Genomic DNA, 20,539 nt, shown 5'->3' with positions numbered 1-20,539 from the left:
CTTTTTAACTTCATCTTCTATTCACTTTCCAAACACTTTGCATTATGTAGCCTTTTCTTTAAGAGTATCCTTATAAAAATATGATATACTATATGGAAGAATTTTTAAAATGAGGGGTTATTTATTTATGCTTCCAAACGATGCTACTGTATCTCATGAAAAACGAATTGAAGAACTAGAAAATAAAGTGCGTTTTTATGAAGAACTTGTGAATCAATTACCACATCATTTCACATACAAAAATCCACATATTGGTTTACGAATAAAGAAAACCAGAACAACTCATTCCATTCAAGAAATACCAAAAGAAAATAAAGAAGCTAATTTTCAACTTACTTGTGATTCATTATTTTTATTTGAACAACTTGAAAAACACTTTGTTCATATTTTTGATGCCTTTTCACATCATGTAACCTTTGTCGATAGTAAAGGGAATATTACTTTATGTAATCAAGTTGCCTCAGATGATTTCGGTGTAATACGCAATGATATTATTGGAAAACCAATTCAACAATTACTAAACTTGCCGGAAGAAAAAATTAAAGCAATTGAAACATTAAGAACGGGAACAGAAATATATAATGAAGAAGTTTTAGACAAAAATTACGGTATTATAAATAACCGAATTATTCGTGATTATAACGGTGAGATTTTTAGAGTTATTAGTGTCTTTCATTATTTAAATACAGAACGTGATGCAGAGAAGTTTTCGTTAGCAGGGCGAATCGCAGCTGGAATTGCACACGAAGTACGAAATCCTCTTACAACAGTACGAGGATACTTACAATTTTTACAAGAAAGCGTTTCTACATCAAATCAAGAGTTATTTAAAAACTTGCTTATCCCTGAATTAGATCGTGCAAATAATATTATTACAAAATTTTTAGCTGTTTCAAAAACACGGGAATTTACAAGAGAACCGTTTCCGATCAATACATTTTTACGTGACTATATTCAACAGTTACTAGCTAGTGAAGTCTCCTTGCATAACATTTCAATTGATTATAACTTCTCTAATGAATTAGATGATATTTTAGTCAATATTGATCGACATGAACTTGTTCAAGTGTTTTTAAATCTATTTCAAAATGCCGTCGATGCTCAAGGCGACAAACCTCTTTCTATTCAAATCACTAGTTATCGCCTTGATAACTTCGTTCGGATTACTTTCACAGATAATGGAATTGGTATTCCTCCAGCTATTCAAGAATATATCTTTGATCCATTCTTCTCAACGAAGGATTCGGGAACAGGACTAGGCTTGTCAGTAACAAAAAAAATCATCCAAAATCATAACGGCACATTAAAAATGACTAGTAATGAAGATGGTACAACTTTCACTATTTCAATTCCAATCTTACCTAAAACAACCCTTGAAAAATTAAATCAATGTAAATAAAGGACTAATCCACGAACTACATGCCAATTGTTAAACACTCCCAACAATTAGCATGTAGTTTTTTATGTTGCACTTTTCTTCTTTACATTATATAAACCTTTCTCTATATCTTACTTATTTCTTTCTAGGTGGGCCAATTTCTTATTTTTTTAGAAATGGTAGTTTGTCCATCACGAATTTAGTATAAATTTCATTTTAATATATAGTAATGACTAATGATTCTATGAAAGAAAAGAATGAAAAGATGAACAATAAAAATAAAGGAAAAGTATTTTATGGTAATGATTGTTGAGAAGTAAGAGCATGTAGCCATATTAACATCCCTAAGTCAGAACTTACAGAATTTGTTAGACTTCTTCAAGCTCTTGGTCAAGCTATTCTAGTTCAATATGGATCTGGTTGCCTAGGTGGAGGAACTACGGGGACTACTGGTGCTCAAGGGCCTCAAGGCGCTCAAGGACCTGCGGGCGATACAACTGCGACACTATCTGTCTTCCGAATTTACTAACCACAATTTCCGAAAATATTTTGGGAGAACTAAGCACATTTATAAGTAATAGATGTGATTTTGATTGTCTATTAAATCTCTCTTTTAATAAAAAGGATCACTTATTTGGGAGGATAAGTGCTCCTTCTTTACGTTTCTTTACCTCAAATTTACTCTATCTTAATCCTCATTTTGTATGATAAATAATGAAGTCAAAGATATGAAAGAGGGATGAAAAATGAGAGTTATGTCACTGATACGCATTTGGATTGCTCTTATGGTATGCATTATTTTATGTGTAGGATTTTTTTTAACTCTAAAATATTCCACTATTTCAAAAGCGGAGAGAAAAACAGTTCCATACAAACTTTTGTATACAAAACAAAACGACATCCCTTATTCCAATTCCACAAATAATGAAAAAAAAGTTATAAAAGGAATGCTTATTACGAAAGCTTCTAACTACGAAACTCTACTTCAAATTGCTGAAACGATTAAAGATCAGTATACAAATAAAGGAATTGATGAAATCACGCTGTCTATCCATAATGAAAATAATGGTAGTTATGAAGAAGAATTACCTTACGAACCGATTAGTAAAGGAACAATAATCGTCACATACGATTCTCAATCTTTTGGCATTACGAACATTACTCTTAATGAATAGTAGCATTTATCTCACTCATTATGAGCTCACTTTATTTTTCACATGAGAAAGAGGCGAATAATGAAATTCGCCTCTTTTTTTACCATAATGATGGAATCCACTCTTTCACTTTATCAAACCACTCTTGCTGTTCTTTTTTCCTTTGTTGTTCCTCTTCTTGCCTTCTCTTTTCTTCTTCTTTTCTTCTCTTTTCTTCTTCAATTGTTTGCAATTGTTTTTTATAGTCAGCCTCAGATATTAACGACAATTGGAACGCTTTTTGGGCTGGGTTTGCATTTGCTTTTTTCATGATGTCCCGGAACATCGTCGTCGTAATTTGACTACCACCTGGCACATAATGCTCGCTATCTGTTTTGTCATATCCCACCCAAATCGCACCTACTAAATCTGGTGTGTATCCTACAAACCACGAGTCCTTCGCTCCTACGCTCGGACCATTTACAAGTTGAGTCGTCCCTGTCTTTCCTGCTGTATCAACATTATTAACTTTCGCTTTTCCACCTGTTCCCTTTTCTACAACACCTTTTAATAAATACGTCATCTTTTGAGCGATTTTCTCACTCGTCACTCGTGTCTCTTTCTTATACCATTTCCCTATTATTTCCCCTTCAGCATTTTGAACTTCTCTAATTGCATGAGCCTCTACTTGAACCCCATCATTAGCGAATGTACTATATGCTTGGGCCATTACAAATGGAGATGTCCCTACATGCATCCCACCTAAAGCAATTGGATACGTACGGTCTTCTGGTACTAATGGAATACCAAATCGCTCTAAAGATTTCAATCCTTTATCTAATCCTATTTGTTCTAATAACCACACAGCAGAAACATTATACGACTTTGCTACCGCTTCGTACATTGTCACATTACCATGAAAAGCCTGATCACTATTTTTAGGTTCATATTCTTTAATATGAAATGGTTCATCCTTTAATATATCGTATACCTCATACCCTTGTTCTAAAGCGGGTACATATACAGCTAGAGGCTTTAATGTTGAACCTGGCTGTCTTTTTAATTGCGTAGCATGATTAAATTGTAAAAACTGATATGGTCCTCTCCCCCCAACTAAAGCTGGAACACCGCCTGTTTTGGGATTTATAAGGACTACACCCGTTTGCATAAGTTGATCTGAGCCACTATCTTTGAAATAACTATCATTATTCACAACATCTTCTACAGCTTGTTGTTTTTTCGGATCCAGCTCAGTATAAATACGATAACCACCTGCTAAAATTTCATTTTGTGTTAATTCATACTTATCCATCGCTTCTCTAACTATATAGTCTACATATTGGGAGTATTTACCTTTATATTTATCATCAACCCCACGTTTTAATACAAGGCCTGACTCTTTTTCTTTATTGTATTGCTCTTCAGAAATATATCCTTGTTCCTTCATTAAACTTAATACGACATTACGTCGTTCAATTGATTTATTAAAGTTTTTATAAGGCGAATACGCAGACGGCGCTTTAATTAAGCCCGCGATCGTTGCAGCTTCTGAAATTGATAAATCTTTTACCTCTTTATCAAAATAAGATTTAGCTGCCCTCTTTATCCCCCAAGCACCTTCCCCAAAATAAATTTGATTCATATACATTTCAATAATTTCATCTTTTGTATAAGTACGTTCTATTTTTTTCGTTAAAAAGTATTCCTTTATTTTACGAGAAAATGTACGATCTTGTGTCAGAAATACATTCTTCGCGAGCTGCTGTGTAATTGTACTTCCCCCTGCTACAACTTCTCCTGCTGTAATATTTTTAAAAACTGCACTTATAATTCCACTATAATAAATACCATGATGGTTAAAAAATCCCTTATCTTCTACTGCAACAATTGCCTGAACCATAATATCAGGAATATCTTTTCTTTTAACGCCTTCTGTTTTCGAAGAAGCTAATTTAGTTGCGACCTCATTATTTGCATCATAAATTAAAGTCGGTTGTGGAACAGCTTGTTTTAATTCAGATATGTCTTGAATGGAAATTATTATATTTACAGCAATAAATAGAGTAACGAGTACACTTCCCAATACAATTAATGAATTACGAAGTTTCTTCCTCTTATTGAACCACTCAAGCATTTTTTTAAAATGAGTGTTCTTCAATTTCATTCGTTCACTTCCTTCATTTATTTACACTCTTCTTTTTAAAAGGAAGAATATACCGCCTTTTAAATTTATTATAATAACGTAGTCATTCCTATAGTGTAAAGCTTTTCTTTTACATTCATACTTTTTGCAAGAAAAGGACATTCTACAAGTAAGATATTCACTATTGGATATTAATATTATTAATAGAACAACGAGAGTTATGTTAAGTTTTTGTAAACTTTTCGATAAAATGTTTTAAAAAACGACAGTTTTTTGTTAGAATTGATTAGCCAATATATTTTACATATATTACTTTTGTGGGGGTAACAATAATGGTCTTTAAATCAAAAAAAGATAAATTTTCTGAAATGTTAATGAATGTTTCCGAAAATTTAAAAGAAGGCGCGCAATTTTTCGTGGAGTATAAAATTAAAAATGCTAGCGATTTAAAAGAGTTTTCTATGCGCATGAAAGAGTATGAGTCAAAAGGTGACTCATTTATTCACGAAATCATTATGGAGCTAAACAAAGCGTTTATTACTCCGATTGAACGTGAGGACATCCTACAACTTGCAATGAGTATGGATGATGTATTAGACGGATTAGATCACAGTGCTGGTCTGTTCGAAATGTATTCTATTACAGAAGCTGATGAATACATGATTAAATTCGTAGAAGCAATTAATCAATGTGCAATTGAAATTGCAAATTCTGTTGAACTACTGTCTAAAAAGAAGTTAGTCGACATTCGTACGAACGCGATTAAGATTAAGGATTACGAATCACAATGCGATGATATTCGTCGTCATGCGATTAAGCACTTATTCTCTCGTGAGAAAGATCCGATTAAGATTATTCAATTTAAAGAGATTTACGAAGAGCTTGAAGAAGTAGCTGATAGCTGTCAAAGCGTTGCAAACGTATTAGAAACAATTATTATGAAGAATGCGTAAGGAGTTTGATCATGGATACACTCTTGATACTGACCGTTTTAGTAGTCATTTGCGCTTTAGCTTTTGACTTTATCAATGGATTTCACGATACAGCAAACGCTATTGCCACGGCTGTTTCAACGAAAGCTCTAAAGCCTAGACATGCAATTATTATGGCAGCTATTATGAACTTTTTAGGTGCAATGACATTTACAGGTGTAGCAAAAACGATTACAAAAGATATCGTTGACCCATTTGCTTTACAAAATGGTTCTCTTGTAATTTTAGCTGCTTTACTTGCGGCGATAGCATGGAACTTAATTACTTGGTACTACGGTATCCCAAGTAGTTCTTCGCATGCAATTATTGGCTCAATCGCAGGTGCAGCCATTGCTGCTGCTGGTATTAGCTCATTAAACCTTAAAGGATTCATTAAAATTCTTGAAGCTTTAATCATTTCACCAATTATCGCTTTCGTTATTGGTTATATCGTATACAGTATTTTTAAAGTGGTCTTTAAAAACTTTAACTTAACGAAAACGAACAAAAACTTCCGTATATTCCAGATTTTCACTGCAGCATTACAAGCCTATACACACGGTACGAATGATGCACAAAAAGCAATGGGAATCATTACGATGGCTCTTATGGCTAATAACTATCATACTTCTAGCGATATTCCGTTCTGGGTACAATTATCTTGTGCTATCGCAATGGGGCTTGGTACTTCTGTCGGTGGATGGAAAATTATTAAAACTGTCGGTGGACAAATTATGAAAATTCGTCCTGTAAATGGTGTAGCTGCCGATTTATCATCATCACTTGTTATTTTCGGTGCAACATTCATTCACTTACCAGTTAGTACGACGCACGTTATCTCTTCTTCTATTTTAGGGGTTGGTGCTTCTCACCGTGTGAAAGGGGTAAAATGGGGAACTGCAAAACGTATGTTAATTACATGGGTTATTACACTTCCTATTTCAGCTTCTTTAGCTGCTCTGTTTTACTATCTATTACATTTTGTTTTCTAATCAAAAGTCGTCTTCCTTATTTTTCTAGGAAGACGACTTTTTTGTGAACAAGCCTATTTCTCATTAAAAAGCGTGTATAATAATTGGTGGATAAGTTATTTAGAGGAGTTGGCAATTTTGGAATACATCATGTTACTTTTCATCGGACTAATCGCCGGGACAGTCGGCAGCCTAGTTGGGCTTGGAGGCGGAATTATTATTGTTCCGTTATTAATTGGATTACACAGTTTATCACCACAACTTGCAGTAGGGACTTCTATGGTAACAGTCGTTTTTACAGGGCTATCTTCCACCCTTACTTACATGAAGCATAAACGAGTAGATTATAAAAGTGGACTTATTTTATTTATCGGAAGCGGCCCTGGTGGTATTATCGGATCATGGGCAAATAAATTTTTAAACCAAGACACATTTTCTTTATACTTTGGGATTTTCCTTATATTCGTCTCAATTCTACTTATGCTTCGAGACAAATTAAAACCTCTTTCCCTCTCAAATACGTCTGTAATTAAGCGTTCTTTTACAGATAATGATGGAAATACTGTACACTATCAATTCCCACCGTTTCTTGCTATCTTTATTGCCTTTATAGTTGGGTTTATATCTGGGTTATTTGGAATTGGTGGCGGTGCCTTACTTGTTCCAGCAATGATGCTTCTTTTTGCATTCCCAGCACATATTGCAGTAGCAACTTCAATGTTCATCGTATTTCTATCAGCAATTGTAAGTTCTGCAACTCACATCTCACTTGGAAATGTCAGCTGGATTTATGCATTAATCCTTATTCCTGGTGCATGGATCGGCGGAAAAATCGGGGCTTATATTAATACAAAACTAAGTGGTAACGCCGTAATTAATTTATTACGTATTACGTTAATTATTCTTGGAACTAGATTAATCATTATTTCCCTTTTATAACGTATTCTTTTTAGAATGCGTTTTTCTTATACACATGAATATAAAAATCCTCCGAGGAGAACAAATAAAATTAAACAAACACATAATAACATATAATTTGAAATATGTACTTTCTTCAAGTTGACCACTCCTATAACTGCGACTGTTATCTTTATGATAGCGAAAAAATAGTTCACTTGCAGTTACAGAGTGCTAACAATGCAAAATCAATTATTACAAATTTTATCCTTATATTTCATTTCTTTGTATATTCTATCGATTTAATAAAAAAAGATGTCATATTGACATCTTTTTTAGTGAAGAAGTGACCATCCCATAAAGTCTTCATGTACTTGGCACGCCCTCTTATCATTTCGATCATATAATTCAGCATAACTATCTGTTTCTTCATCATAAGCCATCGTATAAATAATTTGGCCGTCTACTTCAACGGATAAAACGACTCCACCTTTCATCTCTTCTACATGAATGATAGCATTCGCCGGAATTCTCATATCCGTCATTCTCATCGCATCTAACAATATACTAAACCCCCTACAGCGTATTCATTGCTAGTACTATTACACACTAAATAGTATACTACTGTAATAGCATACATTTCGTCAATGAAATTGCTGTTGAAATAGCATATTGTCTATATACATATACGCTAAAATAGAAGAAATAGAAACATATTAATGGGGGGCTAACATTGATTCTACACAAAGGAGATGTACTATTCCGTCAAGGCGAGGACGGTCCTTTATACTTTATAAAAACAGGCTTATTAAAAGTAGTTCGGCTAGAGGAAGACGGAACACCATTTTTATTCAACATTATCGTTCCAGGTGAAACAATACCTCATCATTCTTTAATTTCACCGAAAGAATATCACGGTACAGCTATCGCTTTAATAAAAACAGAAGTTGAACCGATCACTAGTAGTGAATGGTATGAGAGACTTCAAGCAAATCCCGAATCATATGCCAACATCGCTATGCAATTGCAATCTAAATTAAGAATGATGCAACAACGAATTGATCAATTGACAACCGTCTCTCCGAAAGAACGTCTTCATCGTTTACAAGAATGGTTCACATTATATTTAGGTGACATTCCTATATATGAAATATTAACACAAATTGAAATTGGTCAACTGATAGGCATACGCCGTGAAACAGTTAACCGTTTATTACGAGAACAAATAAAAAACGAGGTAAAATAAATACCTCGTTTTTTTGTTTATTCTCATTCGTCTTATTGTAAGCTTGTTGCTGGGCCGAAAAATTCATAATGAATATGCTCTTGTTTCACACCTAAATCAGTTAGTGCAGCATTTATATGCTTCATAAATGCTACTGGACCACAAAAATAAAATTCTGCTTCAGTTGTCGGAATAATAGTTTTTAACCACTCGCTTTCAACGAAACCTTCTTTATCAAAGTTCTTCATTTCTAAATCTTTTTCAGTCGGTGCAGAATAACAAGTATATGCTTTAACTTTTTCATATTCATTTTCTACTGCCTTAACGTGTTCTTTCATTGCATGTGTATTACTATTTATTGCTGCATGAACAAAATATACATTACGTTTTGAATCTTGTTCAATTAACGTATTTAACATACTCATCATCGGTGTAATCCCTACTCCACCACTAATTAGTACAACTGGTAACGTTGAATCCATATTTAACACGAAATCTCCCGCTGGTGCACTTACTGGTAAAACATCTCCTTCTTTTACATGTTCATGTAAGTAATTAGATACTTTACCGTCTGGTGTATCTACACCTTTTTCTTTCTTTACACTAATACGATAATATTCTTTCCCAGGTGCATCGGATAAACTGTATTGACGATTATGTGTATATGTCTCACCTTCAATATTGATTTGAACCGTTACATATTGACCTGGGATGAATGAAGAAACTTTCCCTCCATCTTCAGGCTTCAAATAAAATGACGTAATAACATCGCTTTCCTTCACTTTTTTAACAATCACAAAGTTGCGGAAGTCTTTCCATCCACCTTCTTTATGTGCAGCTTCTTCATACATCTCTGCTTCAATGCTAATAAATGCATCAGCAATGACACCATATGCTTCTCCCCATGCATTTAAAACTTCATCAGGTGCACCTGCGACCTCTTTAATGGCACGTAGTAAACATGTACCTACAATCGGATAATGCTCAGCTTTAATACCTAAACTTCTATGCTTATGACCAATTTGTTTTACAACCGGAATAATTGCTTCTAAATTATCAATGTACGTTGCAGCTGCATAAACAGCATTCGCTAACGCTTGTTGTTGTCTTCCCTTTTTTTGATTCGTATGGTTAAAAATATTCAATAACTCCGGATGTTCTGAAAATAAAATTTGATAAAATCTCGTTGTAATTTCAACGCCTTTTTCTTGTAATAATGGTACTGTTGACTTTACGATTTCAATTGTTTTTGCACTTAACATTGTATCCCACTCCTCTATTTCCTTAACTGTTTTTAGTTTAACTGAATCTTATAATGCAGATTGTGATTTTAATCACTATTAACACGTTGTTTTTGTGAATAATATATGAACATTGCATTTACAAAAGAAAATAAGCTAACTAGAATTCTAGCTAGCTTATTATTTTGTTTGTATAGCTTGTTCAATTACCTTTCTATCTTTCCCATCGCCAAACTCCGTATACCCCCAGATATTCGTTTCACCTCTATATTTATTTACGATAATATCCAAGTCATGATATACACGGTGGGCATACACTACATACTCAATATTTTGAAGTTCCACACCTTTTTTTACAATTTCATAGCTTCTATTTACATCGCGTTTTATTTTTTCATTCTTTATTTCCGTATGTATATTTTTTAAAGATGGTTCTTGTTGTTGAAACCATTGCTTAAATTGCTTCCAATCCCCGTCTGTATAATTCTCTGCTTTACCGTAATTTAAGAAATTATTATAGCTTTCATGTGTCATTCGAATAAAATCTAGCACGTTTGTCTCTTCTTGCACATCTTCTACTTGAGCTATTGTATTTACCTCAGCAGGCTTATTCGCATAATGTAACAGCACTTTCATAAGACTATAACTCGCAATGATCATTACGATAATAATCCCGAATACACTTAACAATTTCTTCATATACAGAACTCCTTCTCTACTAAAGATATTACAATGTATGACTATACTTGTAACATTCTCTCGTAGAAATATAATTCCTGTATTAATTCTTCCTATCATTTCGACAATATATTTCTACACATTTCGTCTTGGCAAATGCTCCTGTAAAACAATATAACCTTCATAAGCTGTATAACCAAGTATAGCTATTAATCCGATATAACAAGCAAATACTGTCCATTTCGTTTTCGTATCCACTTTATAATAGTTTTCTTGTTGTTCCTTTTCTGTTTTCCATTCATTTAATTTTCTTTCTGACGCTTCAAATACTTCTCTTATGTGAATAGTATACTCATCTTTTTCATCTTCATATGGAACATAATCTAACGGTTCAAACTTCGGTAAAAGATACTCTAACACTTCCATTTTTTGAAGTTCACCTATTTGTAACTCTTTTTCCCGTTCTCTTTGTCTTAATGCATTCATCTCATGATGCATCATGTATATAGTCCGATGTACAGCTCCAGTTTCTTTTAATTCCTCTTCAAGCCTAGCAACATATTCTTTCATTCCATCAATTTTATGCCCTAATTCCTTAATCGGCTCATCTCTCTTTATCACTCTGTATAATTCCATACAACCGATAATAACAATAAATCCTCCCAAAATACTTTTAAAGTAAATTGAATAGCCAAGTAATAAAATAAGGCCTGCTCCCCAAATTTTAGTACTGACAACTGAAATAATTCGCCCACCATCTAGCGGCGAAACAGGAATTAAATTAAAGAAATTAATCATACTTCCAAGCAAAATAACAAGCGCCCAAAACGGCTCTTGCGTCATTATATAAAGTGGAATCGCGGGTAAAAATGAAAGAAGTCCGAAAAGCGGCCCCATATAGGCGATGTAAGCTTCATCTTTCGCATTTTTCGGCATCTCTTTCATTCCAATAAGGGCCCCCATAAACGGAATAAAGATTGCTGGCGATGTTGGGATCCCCTTTCTTTTCGCAGCCCATAAATGGCCCATTTCATGAACAAACAACAAATAAATGAGCGCCACTCCAAATTTCCAACCATATAGAACTGCGTATGCGCCAAGCGATAGAAACATACTAAATACCGTTGAAAACTTTGCTAATTTAAAAATTGCAAATACCCACTTTAACTTAGACAGTAAAAATAGACCTATCGCAACAATAATTCCCCATAATCCTTTTTTATTATTTTTCATATTCCTCTCCTTTATCTCTCATTAATGAATCCTATTCATTCATCAAAGCTTGTTCTTTTCTCTATTATGACATATTTTTTTCTATTGTTAGAAATAATGTTTATTTAATCCATTTTTAGCCAAAAATATAAATAAAGGAGGTATATACGAATGAATTTACAATCTCTCATAATAAGTGTTTTATCATTTTTAGCTTCAACTCTTATTTTTTATACAGTGAGCTATGTATTATTATTAGATTGGTTGCCAAATCACTTACTTATCACTCTTATCATTCTTTCCGCTCTTATGATTTCATTTCTTATTACACGAAAATCAATGAATGAGCCATCTGCAAAAGCAAAATAATAGAGAGGGTGTTCTTCTCCCCTCTCTATTATCATTTCCTAGGAAAGGCTATATAGAATTTCAATTCAGTTACAGCCAATAAGGATCTTATCTCAAAATTCAGTTGGAACAAAGAAGTTAAGCGGGAATCAACGCCGAATTGGCAAAGACTATTAATCAACGAAAAATGAGCATCCTCTGCCGATTAAAGTCTCACTTTATCTTTGAAAATTCATTTTTTCACCATACTCTTTAACGATTTGAATTATATTTTGAAACACGCCTATTTTTTCTTTTTCACTGTTTAATATTTTCAAATCATACTTTTCGTAATATGTTTCTAATGATTTTAATTGTGATTCTGAAGCACCTTTTATCGGAACAGTAGCCTTCAATTCATATTGCTTATACCCTTCCTTTACTTTTTCACCTAAAATCATTTCACTCTCTTTTGCTCCAATTAATTTTTGAACTTTTTCTGGGAAAGTGAGTTGCAAATAATACTCTCGTTCCTTCACTAACTTGTTGTATAGTGATTGTGAAATCGTATACCGTACCATATAATTCACGTTTTGATCGCCCGCTTTAATATGAAACGTAGTAATCTGCAAATCTTTTTTTGTTACTTCCGTTAAAGGACCTACCTGCATCTCATCTTCTTTTTGTTCTGAAACATTTGGAAATATAGCCAAAAGCTTTTCCGTATCTTTTTCATTCAACATATACATAGCTTTCTTATATTGCACCCATCCTCGTCTATCTTCTCCCCTTAACCATGCATAATAAGTTTCTTTTTTCCCATCTCTACTAATTTGTATTTCATATTCAGGTTCACCGAAGCTTCCGGTTATTTCTTGTTTCTCAGCTTTATCCAAAATGTCTATTACTAACTTCGCTTCTGATTCCTGCAACTTTTTCTCTTTATGTTTTTTTTGTATAACGGTTACCTCTATTGTTTCTTTCACTTCATTCACCGTCTCTTCTACTTTTTTTGTTTCTTTTTTTTGCTCAGCTTGACCACAAGCTGCTAGTAACATAACAAATAACAACAATACATATTTCCCTTTCAAATTAATCCTCCTTTTACGATAAGAAATTCTTATAACCTTCATACATAAAACAAAAACGTGACATCCTATTAAATAAGTTATACTAATCATTGAAAGGAGGTCTTTATCATGTCCATTAATTTTCATGATCCAAATAATAAATACACATACGCAACAAGAAACGCTCATATTTCTTGGGCTGAAATGGTAAAAAACATTACAGACATACAAAACAAGCAAATAATTGATATTGGCTGCGGTGGCGGGATTTATACGAAAGAACTTGCTCTTATGGGAGCCAAAAATGTTGTGGGACTTGATTTTTCAAAAGAAATATTACAAGCTGCAAAAGAAAATTGCGGCAACATTCCAAATATTTCTTTCATCCACGGTGATGCACATAATATCCCATACCCTAATGAAACATTCGACATAGTTATTTCTCGTGCAGTTATTCATCATTTACAAGACATTCCTACATTTTTATGTGAAGCTTCTCGTATATTAAATAAAAACGGTGTACTTATTTTACAAGATCGAACGATTGAAGATTGTACAGTTCCAGGAAGTCCCGAACACATTCGTGGATATTTTTTCTCTATATTTCCAAAACTCATTGAAATAGAGTCAAAAAGACGCCCAAAAACCAACACGATACAGAAAGAATTACAAAAACATTCTCTTCACGTGCTTCCCACACAAACACAATGGGAAGTACGAAAAATACATGATTCTGTAGAAGCATTGCTACAAGATTTATCTCCTCGAACAGGTCGATCCATTCTATATGAGTTAACAGATGATGAACTTTCTCAACTTCTACAACATATACAGACCGCATTACAAAACGTCTCTCCTATTATTGAAAGAGATCGATGGACAATTTGGAGCGCCATGAAGTTGTAAGAAAGGAAGCCTCACAAAATAATGTGAGGCTTCCTTTCTTTCATAATCTAATTTTGCAACACTCTTGATATCCTCCACTTCTGGCCTGTGCACTTCCACACTTCGGACATACTAAATATCTAGACTGATTTGTCAACAAACTACCTTTTTGAAAGAGTAAAACTTCTGCTTGTTTAAACGAACGCGAATAATATAACCACATAAAACCAATTATAGCAATAATGCCAAATAATACTCCCATCGCAAGCATTTCAGTCACCTCTTTTGGTTTGTTCTTTCCAGCAAGTGGATTGTTGTAATATTCTCTGTAAATTCAAATAATCCCTTCTTTACTCCTATAAATATCAACTTTCTCTATAAATTTTACAATTCTCCACAAATTTTTACTCCCATTTTACAATTCATTATTCCTTTTGCAACAACGAATATTACTTTCGATATTTCCGTATATAAATATATCTTTCAAAAAAACATATTGACTTTCTAAAAAAAACATGCAACAATACTGTCAGAATACTTGAATAAAAATTCATTGACGAGAACGAGTACGTTATAGAACTGTTCCCCAGAGAGTTGGCGATTTGCTGAAAGCCAACGTTCAGTGCGTAACCGAAAATCATCTCCGAGAAGTAGAACCGAATGTTACAGTAAGTTCTTACCGGCCGTCCCCCGTTACAAGGAACACGTATCATGTTGTACGTTGCAAAGCCGTATACATATAGATTTATTTCTACATGTGTAAATTAGGGTGGTATCGCGGGTAAATATAACTCGTCCCTTTCTTTAGGGACGAGTTTTTTGTGTTCTTACAAATGAATTTAAAAAAGGAGGAAAAACAATGAACACTGTATCAAAAAAACATATTTTTTTCACGGGTCTTATGCTATTTTCTTTATTTTTTGGGGCAGGTAATTTAATTTTCCCTCCCATGCTTGGCCAAAATGCAGGTGAAAACTTTTGGCCAGCAATGATTGGATTTTTACTAACAGGAGTTGGCTTACCACTACTAACTGTTATCGCAATTTCTCTATCTGGAAATGGGATGCAGCAACTTGCAAGTCATGTTCATCCATTATTCGGAATTTTCTTTACAGTAATTGTATACATTGCTATCGGTCCATCTATGGGCATCCCACGTGTTGCAAATGTCGCTTATGAAATGGGTGTTAGTTCTTTCTTACCAGAAACAATCCGCTCTAGCAGCCTAGTGCTATTTGTATATACAATCATCTTCTTTACTATCGTATTTTGGCTGAGTTTGAATCCATCTAAACTTGTTGATCGTATTGGAAATGTATTAACACCTATTTTATTACTCTCTATTTTCTTATTGTTTGTTAAAAGTGTATTTACACCACTTGGGCAATCAGGACCAGCAATGCAAGAGTATCAAACTTCTCCAATCTTCAAAGGCTTTATGGAAGGCTACTTAACAATGGACACTATTTCAGCACTTGCATTCGGAATTATCGTTGTAAATGCAATTCGTTCTAAAGGTGTGAATGATCGTAAGTCCATTGCCATCGCCACAGCAAAAGCAGGGCTTATTGCCGCTACAGGACTCGTACTTGTATATGGTGCACTAGGCTGGCTTGGGGCAACTAGTGTCTCTCTCGGATATGCAAAAAATGGCGGACAGCTACTTACTGTTATCGTACAACAATTATTCGGTCCGTACGGTTTGCTCCTATTATCTCTTATCGTTACACTCGCTTGTTTAACGACATGCGTTGGACTCGTATCTGCGTGCAGCCAATATTTTTCAACATTATTGACTACATTTTCATACAAAACATTCGCGAGTATCATTTGCGCATTAGGATTATTAGTTGCCAACTTAGGTTTAACAAAAATTATCGCAATCTCTGTTCCAATTCTACTTGTTGTGTATCCAATTGCGATTGTACTCGTACTACTATCATTACTTCATAAATACTTCGGTGGATATCGCTCTGTTTATGTAGGTGCTTTAATCGGAGCAGCTGTAGTGAGCGTATTTGATGGATTAAAACAAGGTGGTATTTCAGTTTCATTCATCACACCATATTTTGAATTTATCCCTTTATATAATGAAGGAATCGGTTGGCTAATACCAGCATTAGCAGGAGCTCTTCTTGGCCTTACAATCGCTAAGTTAAGCGGTACGAAAAAAGTTCCATTACTAATCGAATCTAACGAAGTAAAAGCCTCCTAAAAAAACTCCCAAAAGGGAGTTTTTTTACATTTGATAAGCAGTATGATTAAAACTGCTTATTTTATAAGCTTTCGTATAATATTCAATATTTGTATCAACTGTTTCTACCTTGACAACATCATAGCGCTCTTCTTGCTTTACTAAAAATAAATAGTATTCCTCTGTTGCCTCAATAATCGCAATTTTATCTGTTTCAACATTATATTGTTCACAAAGCGCTTGTAATGCGTTCACATACTCCCCTAATTTTTTAGACTTATCCATTCCGAATATAGTTTGAACTAACATATACATTCTCCCCTTTATATGTACTGTTAACACCTTAATGATAACGCTTACATTGTTTATCGTCAATAAAAACATTCGATGGTTTTAACGCCAAATCTATATTGTAGCGAGCCAATAATCAGCGAGGAATTCCCCGCCAATTAAAGCTTCACTTTATCACTTCGTTAATTGATGCCTAAATGCATAAATAACTGCCTGAGTACGATCACTTACATTCAATTTATTTAATATGTTACTCACATGTGTCTTTACCGTTTTCAGTGCAATAAATAACTCGTCCGCAATCTCTTGATTACTTTTTCCCTCTGCAATTAATAACAAAATCTCAAACTCTCTTTCCGTTAAGTCATCATGCAAAGGTTGCTCTTTCTTTTGACGCATACGGGACATCATTTTCCCGGTAACTTTCGGCTCTAATACTGTTTCTCCATCATAAGTAGCTCGTACAGCATCAGCAATATCACTTGCTCTTGATGTTTTTAATAAGTAACTGGTCGCACCAGCCTCAATAACAGGGTACAATTTTTCGTCATCTAAAAAGCTTGTTACAACTACAATTTTTGCTTCTGGCCATTCTTGAATAATAGCACGTGTTGCTTCGACACCATCCATCTCATCCATAACAAGGTCCATTAAAATAATATCCGGTCTTAATTGCAATGCTAATTCTGATCCTTTTCGTCCATTCTCAGCTTCCCCTACTACTTCAATATCTGGCTGTGTAGATAAATATGCCGATACACCCATACGAACCATTTCATGATCATCGACAAGCAATACTTTTATCATACTTCTCCCCCTCTCTCAATCATAATCGGTACTTTTACTTCTATTTGTGTACCTTTGGCCGGGAAACTAAGCACCTTGAGTGTCCCACCAATTTCATGAACACGCTCTTGCATCGATCTTAGGCCATATGAACCTGCCTTATTAACGCCTACTTCAAACCCAACGCCGTCATCAATAATTTTTAAAATCGCATATTGATCAATTTTTCGAAGGCGCACTTCTGTTTTCTTTGCCTTTGCGTGTCGCAACGTATTTGATAGCGCTTCTTGCACAATACGGAATAAATGATCTTCTACACCTTTTTTTAATTCTATTGGCTCAATAAGCCATTCAATTTTCATATGTTGTTTTCGCGATAATTCCGTTAATAATTCCTCTATACCTTCTGTCAGTTTCTTACCTTCCAATTGTACAGGACGTAAATGAAGGAGCAATGCTCTCATTTCTGATTGAGCATTTACAACCATATTTTCAACAAGTTGTAATTGTTTTTTTGTCACATCTGGAAATTCAGTTATTTGTTCATTAATCGCTGACATCATCATCGACATTGCGAAAAGCTGCTGACTTACTGAATCATGCAACTCCCTTGCTAAACGATGCCTTTCTTGAGAAATCGCTTCTTGTCTCATCTCTTCATTCCAATGAGCTCGTTCATTCGTTACTTTTTGAAAGAGTCCAGCTTGCTCCTCTAATCGACGAGCCAAAACGATTACTTTTCGTTCCACTTCATGAAATTCATCATCTGCAGTAAACGAAACATCGCTCGGAAAATTCCCTCGCTCTACTTCAAATAGAAACGTATTTAATCCTTGTATACGCTGCTCTATATAGTAACCGATTGCATATCCTACAATTCCCCCGATAAGTAAACTTGTAGTCATAATAAACAAGCCAATTGGAACAGAAGCGATGGATTCCTTCCATAATAAATCATACACTTGTTGCTCGCTTTTCCATACATATACAATTGTACAAATGAGTGCGATACTAACTGAGGACAACATAGAATAACGAATATACATCCACGAAATATTTTTTTGTTTCTTCATTATACTTTCCTCACTTCCGTGTCGCCTACGACAAGCGAAGAAATAATTTTAATACGACGAGGAGCCTCTTTATACTGCTCTGTTCTAAATGTAACATTGCGGTTAAACCCTGTCTCTTCATGACCTGGCAAGAGCACACGTCCGACAATAACAGAATGATTTAAAGAAAGTTCAATATCATATGGCACATATAAACGAATATTACCAACGACACCCCGAATAACAATTATCGTTTCCCCTTCTGGAATCATAGCAGTAGTTAAATCTATTTCCACATCACAAGCACCGTATTGAACATTAATATCCTCAAGTTCATAAATATGATCCATCATTCGTACATTGCCTACAAACATATTTTTCAAATATGGTTCTGTACGATATATTTGCTTCTCTTCGTCTATAATCCCTTTTTCTTTAATTTCAACCTTCATTGCTTTTTGCTGATGCCCTTGTTGAATCAATTGATAACCAATTAAAGCTAAACAAGCAAATACGACAAGAACAAATGCTGCTGATGAAAATAAGAAGAATAAAAATACGATACCACCAACAAATAAAAATACATTTCCCCGTACATAACGATTCTTTTTACGATAATGCCTTCCAAACATAAGCATAATAAATGCAAAAATGAGACCACCTGGTTCAAAATGTCCAAGTATCATATCAAGAAAAAGACCGAATCCAAATATGATGAGGAGCATCCCCATTAATTGTGTCTTTGAAAAATGTTTCTTCATTTCAGCTCCCCCCTTCTTGTCACATATACATAGAAGAAAAGGCATTGCTTTCCAACACCTTTTCTCCTATCACTATATCATAAGCCTGTTTTATAATATACTACTATTATTTTGTTAACTCTTTCGTTAACGATACATCATTCTTTTCTTTCATTTCACGCTCAAGTTTTGCAATTTTCATATCAAATGTGTCACGCTCATGTTCTTCATTCATACGAGTTTCTAAGTCACGAATGTGATCTTCAATTTCTTCAAATCGTAAGAACGGATTATTTTCATCCATTTTATGCATCGCAGTATTCATACGACGATTTGCATGTGCCATATTTTCACGTGCCATTAGTTCCATACGCTTTGCGTGCATTTCTTTTAATTTATTTTTCATTTCAGAAAGACGACGCTCTAACTCATCAATTTGCTCTACAACACCTGCATACATTTCTTCTAATCGAGTTACTTGCCCTTCATAATAAGCTACCTCTTCTAACGCACGTTCGTGCAATTGTAATTCGCCTGCTTCTTGAGCAATGATAGCTTGCTTTGATCTTTTGTTAACGAAATAACGTGCTTGCTCAAGCTCACGAGCAAAGTTAGATTTTAATGTTTTATGACGTTCAATTAACTTCTCAATTTTTGTTATTTCACGCTCACTATCACGTAAATATTGGTTTAACATCGCAATTGGATTTTTTCTTTCCTTCTCATCTAACACGTTATGAAAATCAGCTAAAATTGCATCGCGTACACGTCCGAATAAAGATTGTTTCATTATAAATCTTCCTCTCTTCTACTTTATTTATAATTTGATTTATTGTTTTAGTTTTTCATTAATTTGTTCCACTCATCTTCAAAGTTGCTATATGGTTTAGAACTTTCTGGAGCAGATTCAACAACTACATCTTTTTCTTTTTTCCACTCACGGTATCCGTAGTATAAAACCACTAAAGCAGCGATACCGATTAATGCTGGTGAATGAGAAAGCGCAATGGATAAACCGATTAAACCAACAATACCCCAAGCTAACTTTCCAAAAAATGACTTAGCTCGCACAAATGATTTATAGCTCCAATATACAACTCCTGCTCCGATTGCGAATCCTACAATACCAGCAAGACTACCAAGAGCAATTAAAGCCAAAATACCGGCTGCGATAAACGCTAGAAATTGTTTCATCTTGTGCTTGCCTCCCTTCGATTTGATACTCTTATCTTAACTATTTTTTCATCTTTCCATAACGAGCTTAAGAACCGTTTTTAACTCAGACTTAAGACCGAGTCATATTCAGCCCTTTACGCAAAAAAACGTGCAGAGTTTATTCTCTGCA

22 protein-coding genes, 1 pseudogene and 1 other annotated feature are annotated in these 20,539 nt (G+C 34.3%); of the genes and pseudogenes, 10 read left to right on the top strand and 13 right to left on the bottom strand.

Going from position 1 to position 20,539, the window contains the following annotated elements; translation table 11 throughout:
• The first annotated feature begins 127 nt into the window (after window positions 1–127).
• The 3 genes and pseudogenes from ATL10_RS01655 to ATL10_RS01645 all read left to right on the top strand — a co-directional run bounded on the left by ATL10_RS01655 (window position 128) and on the right by ATL10_RS01645 (window position 2,553).
• Window positions 128–1,399, top strand: a complete 1,272-nt coding sequence (locus ATL10_RS01655) for an ATP-binding protein (protein ID WP_110496339.1) — start codon at window positions 128–130, stop codon at window positions 1,397–1,399.
• A 223-nt stretch (window positions 1,400–1,622) separates the two neighbouring features.
• A pseudogene (locus tag ATL10_RS01650) lies at window positions 1,623–1,907 on the top strand (hypothetical protein).
• Window positions 1,908–2,124: 217 nt separating this feature from the next.
• Window positions 2,125–2,553 (top strand): hypothetical protein, encoded by a 429-nt coding sequence (locus ATL10_RS01645; protein ID WP_065228522.1) that lies wholly within the window; start codon window positions 2,125–2,127, stop codon window positions 2,551–2,553.
• Window positions 2,554–2,632: 79 nt separating this feature from the next.
• Here ATL10_RS01645 and ATL10_RS01640 read toward each other — a convergent pair whose 3' ends face one another.
• Window positions 2,633–4,675 carry a transglycosylase domain-containing protein gene (locus ATL10_RS01640; RefSeq protein ID WP_000769253.1) on the bottom strand — a complete coding sequence of 681 codons (2,043 nt, stop codon included), beginning with the start codon at window positions 4,673–4,675 and terminating at the stop codon, window positions 2,633–2,635.
• A 311-nt stretch (window positions 4,676–4,986) separates the two neighbouring features.
• Here ATL10_RS01640 and ATL10_RS01635 point away from each other — a divergent pair, with 311 nt between their 5' ends.
• The 3 genes from ATL10_RS01635 to ATL10_RS01625 all read left to right on the top strand — a co-directional run bounded on the left by ATL10_RS01635 (window position 4,987) and on the right by ATL10_RS01625 (window position 7,535).
• The gene (locus ATL10_RS01635) at window positions 4,987–5,607 is read left to right on the top strand and encodes a DUF47 domain-containing protein (protein ID WP_000231445.1); all 621 of its coding nucleotides are present in this window, start codon (window positions 4,987–4,989) and stop codon (window positions 5,605–5,607) included.
• A gap of 11 nt (window positions 5,608–5,618) precedes the next feature.
• On the top strand, window positions 5,619–6,617 hold the full coding sequence (locus tag ATL10_RS01630; RefSeq protein WP_000380276.1) for an inorganic phosphate transporter: 999 nt from the start codon (window positions 5,619–5,621) through the stop codon (window positions 6,615–6,617).
• Window positions 6,618–6,734: 117 nt separating this feature from the next.
• Window positions 6,735–7,535 (top strand): sulfite exporter TauE/SafE family protein, encoded by an 801-nt coding sequence (locus ATL10_RS01625; protein WP_000455762.1) that lies wholly within the window; start codon window positions 6,735–6,737, stop codon window positions 7,533–7,535.
• Between the two features lie 293 nt (window positions 7,536–7,828).
• Here the strand turns inward: ATL10_RS01625 and ATL10_RS01615 are convergent, their stop codons facing one another.
• On the bottom strand, window positions 7,829–8,056 hold the full coding sequence (locus tag ATL10_RS01615) for a hypothetical protein (RefSeq protein WP_000883009.1): 228 nt from the start codon (window positions 8,054–8,056) through the stop codon (window positions 7,829–7,831).
• Window positions 8,057–8,226: 170 nt separating this feature from the next.
• On the opposite strand from ATL10_RS01615, the gene ATL10_RS01610 reads away from it, so the two are divergent.
• On the top strand, window positions 8,227–8,739 hold the full coding sequence (locus tag ATL10_RS01610) for a Crp/Fnr family transcriptional regulator (RefSeq protein WP_110496337.1): 513 nt from the start codon (window positions 8,227–8,229) through the stop codon (window positions 8,737–8,739).
• A 32-nt stretch (window positions 8,740–8,771) separates the two neighbouring features.
• Here the strand turns inward: ATL10_RS01610 and hmpA are convergent, their stop codons facing one another.
• The 3 genes from hmpA to ATL10_RS01595 all read right to left on the bottom strand — a co-directional run bounded on the left by hmpA (window position 8,772) and on the right by ATL10_RS01595 (window position 11,870).
• Window positions 8,772–9,980, bottom strand: coding sequence for an NO-inducible flavohemoprotein (gene hmpA / locus ATL10_RS01605; protein WP_065228520.1), 1,209 nt, complete (start codon window positions 9,978–9,980; stop codon window positions 8,772–8,774).
• Window positions 9,981–10,139: 159 nt separating this feature from the next.
• Window positions 10,140–10,658: a hypothetical protein gene (locus ATL10_RS01600; RefSeq protein ID WP_000735528.1), complete on the bottom strand. Its 519-nt coding sequence runs from the start codon at window positions 10,656–10,658 to the stop codon at window positions 10,140–10,142.
• 114 nt (window positions 10,659–10,772) lie between these two features.
• Entirely contained in the window at window positions 10,773–11,870 is a 1,098-nt protein-coding gene (locus ATL10_RS01595) for a site-2 protease family protein (protein WP_000794493.1), read from the bottom strand.
• Window positions 11,871–12,020: 150 nt separating this feature from the next.
• Between ATL10_RS01595 and ATL10_RS01590 the strand changes: the two genes are divergently transcribed.
• Window positions 12,021–12,218 (top strand): hypothetical protein, encoded by a 198-nt coding sequence (locus tag ATL10_RS01590; protein WP_001053359.1) that lies wholly within the window; start codon window positions 12,021–12,023, stop codon window positions 12,216–12,218.
• Between the two features lie 197 nt (window positions 12,219–12,415).
• Here the strand turns inward: ATL10_RS01590 and ATL10_RS01585 are convergent, their stop codons facing one another.
• Window positions 12,416–13,267 (bottom strand): YhfM domain-containing protein, encoded by an 852-nt coding sequence (locus tag ATL10_RS01585; RefSeq protein ID WP_000677052.1) that lies wholly within the window; start codon window positions 13,265–13,267, stop codon window positions 12,416–12,418.
• A gap of 108 nt (window positions 13,268–13,375) precedes the next feature.
• Here ATL10_RS01585 and ATL10_RS01580 point away from each other — a divergent pair, with 108 nt between their 5' ends.
• Entirely contained in the window at window positions 13,376–14,152 is a 777-nt protein-coding gene (locus ATL10_RS01580; protein ID WP_000026288.1) for a class I SAM-dependent methyltransferase, read from the top strand.
• Between the two features lie 40 nt (window positions 14,153–14,192).
• Here the strand turns inward: ATL10_RS01580 and ATL10_RS01575 are convergent, their stop codons facing one another.
• A complete protein-coding gene (locus tag ATL10_RS01575) occupies window positions 14,193–14,402 on the bottom strand; it encodes a hypothetical protein (protein ID WP_000880630.1) in 210 nt (69 codons plus the stop codon).
• A gap of 273 nt (window positions 14,403–14,675) precedes the next feature.
• Window positions 14,676–14,934: a binding site (T-box leader), on the top strand.
• Between the two features lie 56 nt (window positions 14,935–14,990).
• Here ATL10_RS01575 and brnQ3 point away from each other — a divergent pair.
• Window positions 14,991–16,346, top strand: a complete 1,356-nt coding sequence (gene brnQ3, locus ATL10_RS01570; protein ID WP_001099141.1) for a branched-chain amino acid transport system II carrier protein BrnQ3 — start codon at window positions 14,991–14,993, stop codon at window positions 16,344–16,346.
• A 24-nt stretch (window positions 16,347–16,370) separates the two neighbouring features.
• Here the strand turns inward: brnQ3 and ATL10_RS01565 are convergent, their stop codons facing one another.
• The 6 genes from ATL10_RS01565 to ATL10_RS01540 all read right to left on the bottom strand — a co-directional run bounded on the left by ATL10_RS01565 (window position 16,371) and on the right by ATL10_RS01540 (window position 20,388).
• Complete coding sequence (locus ATL10_RS01565; RefSeq protein WP_072939635.1) at window positions 16,371–16,709, bottom strand: DUF3922 domain-containing protein; 339 nt, start codon at window positions 16,707–16,709, stop codon at window positions 16,371–16,373.
• A gap of 81 nt (window positions 16,710–16,790) precedes the next feature.
• Entirely contained in the window at window positions 16,791–17,423 is a 633-nt protein-coding gene (locus ATL10_RS01560; protein WP_000598707.1) for a response regulator, read from the bottom strand.
• Complete coding sequence (locus ATL10_RS01555; protein ID WP_000744326.1) at window positions 17,420–18,475, bottom strand: sensor histidine kinase; 1,056 nt, start codon at window positions 18,473–18,475, stop codon at window positions 17,420–17,422. The genes ATL10_RS01560 and ATL10_RS01555 overlap by 4 nt, the downstream gene beginning before the upstream one ends.
• The gene (liaF, locus tag ATL10_RS01550; RefSeq protein WP_000716093.1) at window positions 18,475–19,215 is read right to left on the bottom strand and encodes a cell wall-active antibiotics response protein LiaF; all 741 of its coding nucleotides are present in this window, start codon (window positions 19,213–19,215) and stop codon (window positions 18,475–18,477) included. Before liaF ends, ATL10_RS01555 begins: the two co-directional genes overlap by 1 nt.
• A gap of 106 nt (window positions 19,216–19,321) precedes the next feature.
• Window positions 19,322–19,984, bottom strand: a complete 663-nt coding sequence (locus tag ATL10_RS01545; protein WP_000814127.1) for a PspA/IM30 family protein — start codon at window positions 19,982–19,984, stop codon at window positions 19,322–19,324.
• 47 nt (window positions 19,985–20,031) lie between these two features.
• Window positions 20,032–20,388 carry a lmo0954 family membrane protein gene (locus tag ATL10_RS01540; protein ID WP_000808640.1) on the bottom strand — a complete coding sequence of 119 codons (357 nt, stop codon included), beginning with the start codon at window positions 20,386–20,388 and terminating at the stop codon, window positions 20,032–20,034.
• Between the last annotated feature and the right edge of the window lie 151 nt (window positions 20,389–20,539).

This window comes from Bacillus sp. 196mf (genome assembly GCF_003217275.1).
GTDB lineage: Bacteria > Bacillota > Bacilli > Bacillales > Bacillaceae_G > Bacillus_A > Bacillus_A thuringiensis_S.
This window is presented reverse-complemented; position numbering and strand designations above follow the sequence as displayed.